This is a genomic window from Kitasatospora sp. NPDC093558, assembly GCF_040683475.1.
In the GTDB taxonomy this organism is placed as follows: domain Bacteria; phylum Actinomycetota; class Actinomycetes; order Streptomycetales; family Streptomycetaceae; genus Kitasatospora.
The window spans coordinates 1-8981 of the sequence record NZ_JBFBDY010000243.1 but is presented as its reverse complement, the minus strand read 5'-3'; the positions used below and the strand labels follow the sequence as shown (position 1 = coordinate 8981).

General features: G+C 71.4%; 8 protein-coding genes and 2 pseudogenes. 4 read left to right on the top strand and 6 right to left on the bottom strand.

Features of this window, described 5'->3' with window-relative positions; genetic code table 11:
- Positions 1 to 220 (bottom strand): annotated as a pseudogene (locus AB0O00_RS21720) (isocitrate lyase/phosphoenolpyruvate mutase family protein); the annotation flags it as partial.
- Between the two features lie 262 nt (positions 221 to 482).
- On the opposite strand from AB0O00_RS21720, the gene AB0O00_RS21715 reads away from it, so the two are divergent.
- Entirely contained in the window at positions 483 to 1700 is a 1218-nt protein-coding gene (locus tag AB0O00_RS21715; RefSeq protein WP_363654179.1) for a serine hydrolase domain-containing protein, read from the top strand.
- A gap of 120 nt (positions 1701 to 1820) precedes the next feature.
- Here the strand turns inward: AB0O00_RS21715 and AB0O00_RS21710 are convergent, their stop codons facing one another.
- The 3 genes from AB0O00_RS21710 to AB0O00_RS21700 form a co-directional block, all read right to left on the bottom strand.
- Positions 1821 to 3212, bottom strand: a complete 1392-nt coding sequence (locus AB0O00_RS21710; RefSeq protein WP_363654177.1) for an MFS transporter — start codon at positions 3210 to 3212, stop codon at positions 1821 to 1823.
- A gap of 429 nt (positions 3213 to 3641) precedes the next feature.
- Complete coding sequence (locus AB0O00_RS21705; RefSeq protein WP_363654175.1) at positions 3642 to 4406, bottom strand: alpha/beta hydrolase; 765 nt, start codon at positions 4404 to 4406, stop codon at positions 3642 to 3644.
- A gap of 198 nt (positions 4407 to 4604) precedes the next feature.
- Entirely contained in the window at positions 4605 to 4889 is a 285-nt protein-coding gene (locus AB0O00_RS21700) for a hypothetical protein (protein WP_363654173.1), read from the bottom strand.
- 322 nt (positions 4890 to 5211) lie between these two features.
- Here AB0O00_RS21700 and AB0O00_RS21695 point away from each other — a divergent pair, with 322 nt between their 5' ends.
- The gene (locus AB0O00_RS21695; RefSeq protein ID WP_363654171.1) at positions 5212 to 5658 is read left to right on the top strand and encodes a hypothetical protein; all 447 of its coding nucleotides are present in this window, start codon (positions 5212 to 5214) and stop codon (positions 5656 to 5658) included.
- Between the two features lie 23 nt (positions 5659 to 5681).
- On the opposite strand, the gene AB0O00_RS21690 is transcribed toward AB0O00_RS21695, so the two are convergent.
- On the bottom strand, positions 5682 to 6080 hold the full coding sequence (locus AB0O00_RS21690) for a barstar family protein (protein WP_363654169.1): 399 nt from the start codon (positions 6078 to 6080) through the stop codon (positions 5682 to 5684).
- Positions 6081 to 6288: 208 nt separating this feature from the next.
- On the opposite strand from AB0O00_RS21690, the gene AB0O00_RS21685 reads away from it, so the two are divergent.
- Both AB0O00_RS21685 and AB0O00_RS21680 read left to right on the top strand, forming a co-directional pair.
- A complete protein-coding gene (locus tag AB0O00_RS21685; RefSeq protein WP_363654167.1) occupies positions 6289 to 7392 on the top strand; it encodes a glutamate--cysteine ligase in 1104 nt (367 codons plus the stop codon).
- Positions 7393 to 7542: 150 nt separating this feature from the next.
- Positions 7543 to 8466, top strand: coding sequence for a phosphotransferase (locus tag AB0O00_RS21680; RefSeq protein WP_363654165.1), 924 nt, complete (start codon positions 7543 to 7545; stop codon positions 8464 to 8466).
- A 143-nt stretch (positions 8467 to 8609) separates the two neighbouring features.
- Here the strand turns inward: AB0O00_RS21680 and AB0O00_RS21675 are convergent.
- Positions 8610 to 8981: pseudogene (locus AB0O00_RS21675) on the bottom strand (hypothetical protein); the annotation flags it as partial.

The following is an 8981-nucleotide window of genomic DNA, read 5'->3' as shown; positions in this document are numbered from 1 at the left end:
CGAGCGTGGCCAGCCCGGCCTCCGCGTGGGCGCGCCGCCGGGCGTGGACCTGGGCGTCCCCGGTGAACCGGGCGACGTTGGCGCGCAGCCAGGCCAGGGAGCCGCCGGGGGAGTCCGCCGCGTCGGGGGCGGGTTCGGGCACCAGCAGCGGCTGTTCGAGCACCGCGCAGGCGTCGGTGTACGAGCGGACGCCGTGGACGGACGGTTCGGAGATCGTCATGAGGCCACGCTAGGCGCGGGAGAGTTCGGTGACCGCCGAACAGTGGTGCCGCCCCTGAAGGGTGGTCACCCCGAGGCAGCGGTGGGGTGGGTCGGGGGTCGTTCAGGGTTGTTCCCGATACCCGTGCGGGCGTGGGCGGAGCAAGATCGATCTTGTCGCCAAGAGGCCGAAGCCCAACCCGAAGCTCAACCCCAAGCCCAACCCCAAGCCCAACCCCAAGCCCAACCCGAAGCTCAACCCGAAGCACCCCATGGAGATCCGCATGAAGCCCCTCGCCCGCCGTGCCGCCGCCCTCGGTCTGGCCTGTTCCGTCCTGACCGGCGTCACCGTCGCGTCGGGGGCCCAGGCCTTCGCCGACGGGGGTCCGGGCACCACGACGGCGTTCCCGCCGCTGAACCCCGCCGCGCTGGAGGCGGCCATCCAGGCCCAGCCCGGTGACGGCGCCGCCGGTGCGGTCGTCCGGGTCGGCGAGCCGGGTCAGCTGTGGAAGGGCTCCACCGTCGATGCCGAGACCGGCCGCAAGATCCCGGAGAACGCGCACTTCCACGCCGGCAGCATCTCCAAGGTGTTCCAGTCCGTCGTCATCCTCCAGCTCGCCGCCGAGGGCCGGCTCGACCTCGACCAGACCGTCCAGCACTACATGCCCGGTCTGCTCCCCGAGAAGTTCGACCCGATCACCGTCCGCGAGCTGATCAACTACACCAGCGGCCTGCCGGACGTCGACGAGGGCAAGCCCGCCGACAGCGTCGACGACGTCATCGCCGACCGCTACTCCTACCGGACCTTCGACCAGGTCATCCAGGACACCCTGCGCCCCGCCGACCGCCCGTGGCCCGGCAAGCACTTCGACCCCGGCACCAAGCAGGAGTACAACTCCCTCGCCTTCCGCATCGGGGGCAAGCTGATCGAGCAGATCACCGGCAACTCCTTCAGGGACGAGATCACCAGCCGGATCCTGGAGCCGCTGCACCTCGACCAGACGTCGGTGCCCGAGGACAACCCCGAGATGCCCCGCCCCTACCTCCACGGCTACATGACCGACGGCCAGGGCGAGGTGGCGGACGTCAGCGAGCAGGGCGGCACGCCGTCCAACATGATCTCCACCACGGCCGACCTGGACCACTTCCTCACCGCGTTGCTCCAGGGCCGTCTGCTGCCCGCCGCGCAGCAGGACGAGCTGTTCGCCCTGCCCAAGGACGGCGAGGGCAAGCTCCTCCCGTTCGTCGGCGGCACCTCCTGCAACAAGGTGGCCTGCTTCGGCGCCGGCCTGATGTCCACCCCGCTGCCGAACGGCACCGTGCTCTGGGGCAAGACCGGCCACGACGACGGCTACGCCAACGGCATGTTCGCCACCCGCGACCTGTCCGTCCGCGCCGTCTACTCCGTCTCCAACCTCAGCTCCGACTTCGCCGCCCCGAGCCCGCTGGCCAACCGCCTCCTGGGCGCGGTCCTCAACCCGCCTGCCGCGCAGAAGCACTGACGCAGAAGCACCGACGCCGAGGCGGCGCCGCCCGGTCCACCCGGGCAGCGCCGCCAACGCGTTCGCCGTCACCGCACCGGCATCGTCACCGCACCGGCGCCCTCACAGCACCCGCCGTCCTCACCGCACCGCCTCCGGCACCCGCTGCGCCGGAACGGCCGCCGTGTCCGCCGTGCCCGCCGTGCCCGCCGGAGTGGGCGTGGCGCCCAGCGCCGTGCCGCGCGTCTCCTCGGCCCACAGCACGCACACCAGCAGCCCGAGCGCCGTCGTCCCGGCCGCGATCAGCATGGTCGGGCCGGTGCCGAGCCCGGTCAGCGACAGCGGCAGCAGGTAGGTGCCGACGGCGGCGCCGATCCGGCTCACCGAGGTGGCCACGCCCACGGCGGTGGCCCGGATCTCGGTCGGGAAGAGCTCGTTGGGGTAGGTCCAGTCGAGCACGTTGGGCCCGCCGCACAGGAAGGCGTACGCACACAGCGCGGTCAGCGCGACGGCGGCCGGCGCGGTGGGCCACACGCCGAGCGGCGCCAGCGGGACGGTCATGAGGGCGAACGACCAGATGATGACGGGCCGTCGGCCCAAGGCGTCGATCAGCCGCAGGGCGGGGTAGCAGCCGAGGAGGAACACGAGGCTGATCAGCCCGGTGCCCAGGGTCTCCATCACGGTGCCGCCCGGCATGCCGAAGGAGGAGAGGATCTGCGGGCCGAAGGTGAGCATCGCGAACAGCGGGCCCACCTGGCAGAGGAAGAACAGGCCGCAGAACAGGGTACGGCGGCGGTAGGGCGGGGTCATCAGCAGCCGCAGTCCGCGCCGCGCGGCGCCGACCGCCTCGGGCATCAGTTCCCGGCCGTCCACCCGGACGCCCAGGTGCTTCTCGACCACGCGGACGGCGTCGCCGACGCGCCCGTTGGCGGCCAGCCAGCGCGGCGACTCGGGGGAGCCGCGGCGGATCACCAGGAAGACCACGCACAGCACCGTCGAGCTCGCCAGCATCCACCGCCAGCTGCCGGGACCGGCCAGCTCCAGGAACAGGTAGCCCACCACGTAGGCGAGCACCGAGCCGGCGTACCAGGCCACGATCTGCTGGCCGAGCAGCCGCCCGCGGTGCTTGGCGGGCAGCCACTCGGCGAGCAGGGAGGTGGCGATGGGGTAGTCGGCGGCCACGGCCATGCCGAGCACGAAGCGCAGCACGGTGATCGCCCACACCGCGTCGACCCAGAAGGAGAGCACCGAGCAGGCGACCATGACCAGCAGGTCGGCGGTGTACATCACCTCTCGGCCGATCCTGTCGGTCAGCACGCCGAACAGGGCGCCGCCGACGAACATGCCCACCAGGGCGGCGGCGCCGATCAGGCTGACCTCCGCGGTGGAGAGGCCGAGGTCGGGGCGCATCCCGATGAGGGCGACGCCGACGATGCTCAGGATGTAGCCGTCGAGCAGCGGCCCACCGGAACAGGCGAGGGCGAGCCTGCGGTGGAAGGCGGTATACGGGGCGTTGTCGATGGTCCGGGACATGGTCTCGGGGATCCTCCGGAGCGTACGGCGGCGCGGTGCGCGCGTCGTGCGCCGGGTAGACGACAGGACAGACGCCGCCCGGGGGTGGACGGCGCCGCCGCCCGAGGGCGACCGTCCACGGTTGCCCCGGTGAGCGGGGGCCGCCACCGGGCCGAAGGTCGGCCGGATTCCCGACGAAGGTCCCGAAGCGGACAGGCCTTCCGGCCGTGCCGCTGGGCCCGGTGCCCGTGTCTCGCGGGCCCAGGACCTGTTCCGTAGGTCCGGACACCCGGCGCAAGTGACGCTCGTCACCCGGCCGGGCTCCATAACACGGGCCTACCTCGGGCTGTCCACCGCCCCGCCCTCCGCGGCGCCCGGCCGGTGGGCCGGTCCACCGTCCCGCCCGCCTCGGCGCCCGGCCGGTGAGCCGGGCAGCCGCGACCGTGCACGTCAGGCCGACGCGCCGACCGCTCCGCCGAGGTGGCGGGCGAAGAAGCGGACCGCGCTGTCGGCCTCGAAGCGGGGCAGCTCCTTGTGCTTGCCCGAGTTCACGTGCAGGGACTTCTCCGCCGAGCCGAAGGCGTCGAACAGCGCGAGGCCCTCCTCGCGGGATATGTGCTCGTCGTCCCACTGCAGGTCGAACTCGATCGGGACGGTGATCCGCCGTGCGTGGGCGGCCAGCGTGTCGGGCCAGTGCTGGCCGAACACCGCGGCCGTGATCCGGGGTTCGGCGGCCACGAACGGGATGCCGATCGCGGTGCCCATGTTGATGCCCCAGAAGCCGACCGGACCACCGGTTCCGATCTCCGGGAGCTGCTGGAGGGCGTCCAGCAGCGCGCGGTACTCGGGCACGGCGAGCTCGGCCAGGTGGTCGTTGTAGCGGACCACGATCGGGCCCTCCGGCTCGCCGGCCGCCCGGGCCGCGAACAGGGCGGCGACCTCCCGTTCGTCGTGCTCGGTGCGCGGCCGGTCGCCGTGACCGGGGGCGTCGAGGACCGCCACGTGGTAGCCGCAGCCGTGCACCAGGTACCGGGCCCGGCCGGACATCGCGGGGTGCTTCTTGTGGTTGCCGCCCCCGTGGGCCTGGAGGACCAGCGGCGCACGGTCCGCGCCGGACTCGGGGGACCAGAGGACACCCGGGACGCCGTTGACGGTGAAGTCGCGCTCGACGATGCCGCCGGCGGTGGACTCGGTGGTGAAGAGGAAAGTGTTCATGGCAGATGCCCTTCGAGAGTGCCTTGTTGAGGAGGCGCTCCCGGCGACGTCTGCGTCAGTCGCCGGCCGTGACGGAAAGGGGGAGCACCCACGTCGGTACAACGGTCATGGGTCTCACCTCCTCGCGCGGTATCACGGTCGACCGAGAAGCTACCAGCTTGATCATCATCCCTACAACCCATTTTCCGCCGCGCGTACTCAGGGGTTGCGCTCGGCCTTCGGTATGAGGATCACCACGCGTCGTGCTCCGTCGACCAGGTAGCTCTTGGTGATCATCCGCTCCAATGATCCGGGTGGCACGTCGCCTTCGTGCTCGCGCCGGGCGACGATGGCCTGAGCCAGCTCCACGCTGGGCTCCTGGACCCCGCCCAGGACGGAGAGCCGCGTCCCGCCCAGATCGAAGCCGGTGTCGCGCTCCAACCGGTCCACGATCTGTTCGATCTCGCCGCTCGCGGGCTTGGCGCCGGCGTGAAGGACGTACACCCTCTCGACCGCGCCCGGAGCCCTGCCGGGGGCGCGTTTCCCGGCCGCCGCTGCCGGCCGTGCGGCGGGAGCACGTCGCGACGAGGAGTCCCTGTCCTCGTTCCTGCTTCGCTTGAACCAGCGCAACGCGTCCTCCCTTGAAGCGTCGTCCCGCCCACGCCCACCGCGAGCACGACTGGCGCGATGGTAGGAAGAGGCGATGAAATCGCGGTGAAACGCCACCCTGCTCATGCGTGGGAGCCGCGGAGACCACCATGTGGAACCTGGACCTGCACCCGCACGTCCAACCGCGGCAGTGGCCCTGACCATGAGGAGGCATCCCTTGAAGCGCAGAGCCGCTCTGCTCGCCATCTCGCTCGTGCCGCTGCTCGCCGCCTGCGGCCACAAGACGCTTGCCGCGGCGGACACTTGCGGACAACACGTCGCCGGACAGACCGACCCGAACAGGCTGGCCGTCTACCGCGTACCCGTGGGCAAGGACTCCGTCCAGGTCGACTACCGTGGCGCCCACAGCGGAGATCCCGTCACCGCGTACCTGACGACGACGAACGGCACGGTCGTCGGCCGCACCTCCGCAGCGGCGGAGAACGGCAAGGCGACGATCGACGTCCTGTGCCCCGGAGTCACCTGGGCACAAGTGACCAACCCGCGCAGCTTCGACTACCAGGCCGTGGTGACGATCACCCGGTCCGACCACCCGACCATCGTCGCGTCGGAACCGCTGTTCGTCTCCGGATCAGTCCCCACCATGCCGAGGCCGCAGCCATAACGTCGCCGCTGGTCCCACGGCACCTACAGCAACAGGGCATTGAACGACGTGCCGGGCTGACCGATCCCGTGCCCCCAGCATCGACCTGCAGTATTGAGAATCCTGAGCAGAGTCTCGCGATCCTCGGGGTACTCCTGCAGCATGTGTGCTGACCGCTCGATAACGATCAGGTAGTGGTCAGCGGGCGCCCACTTCATGTCGCGTAGGCAGTCCGAGAGGGCATTCCAGTTCCAGCCGAAGTAGACCGGAAACCGAAGACGGACACTCATCTGTTCGAAGAGCCCTTGCTCGTCGCACATCTCGGCACCGTCCAGCCATGCCACGTAGCTGGTCCCCAAAGGCGGCAGGAGGAACGAAGAGCATCGGGCGCCCTCTTCCAAGTGGTGCACCCAGGGAGCCTCGCCAGTCCAGTAGTCGTTCATTTCCCGTCCGGTTCAAGGTGTCCAGCCTGCACCCGACACGATAGCCATGCCGCCGTCGACCGGACCGCCGGGGGAGCGATCCGGGCGCACCCGAAGGGCGCCAGGCGGGGCAACCGGTGAATCCGATCGGTCGACGGGACGCCGTGCCGCACGGGACGGGCCGGGCCCGGCCCCTAGATTCGCGCGAGTGACAGACTCTGCTGATCGCGTGCTCGCCGCATCCCTGCCCACGGTCGGCGTGGAGGAGGAATTCCTGCTGGTGGACCGCCGTACCGGTGTTCCCAGCGCCGCGTCGCCAGTGGTCCTGAAACGTGCGAGGGAGATGCTGGGCGACCGGATCGGGGCGGAGCTGTTCGCCGACATGGTCGAGACCCGTACCCGCCCGACCGACGATCTGGACGCACTGGGCCGCGAACTGGCCGAGCTGCGCACGGCCGTGGCGGAGGCGGCGGCGGAAGTCGACTGCCTGGCGGTGCCCTCGGGGACGGCGCCCGTCCCGGCGCCGCACGGTCCCGAACTGACCGAGGGGGAGCGCTACCAGCGGATCGCCGCCGAGCTGGGGCCGCTGTTGACGGGTGCGGGCGGTGCGGGCACCTGCGGCTGCCACATCCACCTGGGGGTGCCCGACCGCGGCCGGGCGGTGCGGCTGGGCTGGCGGTTGCGTCCGTGGCTGCCCGTCCTCCAGGCGATGGCCGCCAACTCGCCGTTCCACCTGGGCAAGGACACCGGCTATGCCAGCTGGCGGACCATGCGGTGGGCCCAGATGCCGGGTGTGGGCCCGCTGCCGTACTTCGCTGACGCCGCCGAGTACGACCGGCTGGTGGATCAACTCGTCGCCACCGGCGAGCTGTTGGACCGGCGGATGGTCTACTGGCACTGCCGGCCGAACGAGTACTGGCCGACCCTGGAGGTCCGGGTGGCCGACGTCTGCGACGAGCCGGAGACGGTGCTGCTGCTGACCGCACTGCTGCGGGCGCTGACGGCGGTGTTGATCGCCGAGGAGGAGCGCGGCGTTCCCGCTCTGACAATGGCCGAACCGCTGTTGCGCGCAGCGCACTGGAGGGCCGCCCGGGACGGGCTGGCCGGGCGTGGGGTCGACCCGGTGGACGGGCGGTTGCGCCCGGCCCGCGAGCTGGTCGAGCGCCTGCTGGACAAACTCGATCCGGTGCTGGCCGCGACCGGCGATCGGGCCCGGGTGCGGGGCCTCTGGAGCCGTCTGCAGGCCTCGGGCGGCGGAGCGGCCAGGCAGCGTGCAGCGTTCGCCCGGCGCGGGGAACTGGTGGATGTGGTCCGGGATTTGGCGCTCCGCTGATTCGAGGCGCGGTGGTCGGCAAGGCGTGGGCTCACTCGTCCACGGGATGCGCGGCGGACGCGGGCCGTCACCGGTGTGCCCGGAGATCGTGAGCATGCATCACGGGAAAAGTCCGGTGCATCGATGGACTGCCGGCCCTAGCATGCGCGGGTGAAACTTTCGCAGCTTGGCGTGCCGCTCGGGCCGATGATCCGTGTCCACGGTGGGTTCGCCAACCGGACGTACCGGCTCGACACCGACCAAGGGTCGTTCGCGGTGAAGGAGTTGAATCTCGTCGACCGCCGCTCGACGTATCGCGTCGAGGACGTGTTCGGGTTCGAGCGGGCGGCCTTCGCCGCCGGCATCCCGATGCCGGAGCCGATCGCGGCCGGCGATGGCACGCTCGTTCACCGGTGGGTCGAGGGAGAAAAGGTGCCCGAGGCGCCGGTGTCGGCGGCGTACGCGTTCGAGATCGGTGAGATCCTCGCGCGCATCCACGCGCTCGACGTCGCGTGGACCCAGGCGCCGGTCGAGGACCCGATGGCACGGGACTGGCCCGAGCTCGCCGCGCGGGCGGTGGCGACCGGACAGCCGTGGGCCGACGAACTCGCCTCTCACGTCGAGACGTTCCTCGCGATCGCCCACTTCGTCGACACCTGCGAGCGGCCGGGCCCCGTCGTGCTGACCCACAGGGACATCCAGCCGTGGAACCTGCTGGCGCGGGAGGGCCGGCCGGTGGTGCTCGACTGGGAGCTCTCGGGGATGCTCGACCTGTCCAGTGAGCTCGGCTCGACCGCGCTGAGCCTCGCGAAGGGACCTGGCTTCGACGACATCAGGCCGGACGTCTTCCGCTCGGTCCTCGACGGCTATGTCGCGGGCGGCGGAGCGCTGCCGCCGGCGGGTCCGAGCTGGTTCGTGTTCCTGATCGGCGGCTGGCTGGGGCACACGAGGTGGAACATCCTCCGGTGCCTCGCCGGTGTCGAGGCGAGCACCGGACCTGAGCTCGCGCTGTCGCAGGAGTCCGCGCGCAACGGCGTGCACGGCCTTCCCGTCCTGTTCGGCCGACTTCCGGAGCTTGAGGCGCTGCTCGTGTGACGGCGACCCCGTACGAACCGATGCCCCTCGGTGGAGCCGTGCCTCGAAGCCGGCCCGCCCCGTCTGCGTGAACTGGGGTTTCGTTACCCGGGTGACGAGAAGGGGCCGGCCGGGGTGCGACATGCGGGCCTCGGGTGGGAGCCTCACGCGCGCGACGGTGCGGCGACGGCAGCCGTACGCGGAACGGTGGTGCGCAGCGGTCGGGCCCATTGGTAGGTGCCGGGGCGACGGCGTTCGGCGCGCAGGGAGCCGATGGTGTAGCGGTTGATCCATTCGTTGATCCGGGCGGCGGCGCGGCCGGTGATCACGGGACGGTGCGGCGAGTCGTCCGGGCGGACCGGCTGGATCACGGCGTCGTCGCGGCCCAGGCTGATGCTCTGTGCGAGGTAGCGGAAACGGAACGGCTCGGGCTTCCGGCCCCGGGAGAGGGCGTCGATGACCTCGGCGGCATGGGCGCCGGTCGGCATCGCCGTCGCGCACGCCATCCGCAGTTCCCCGATGCCGGGCGCGTGCAC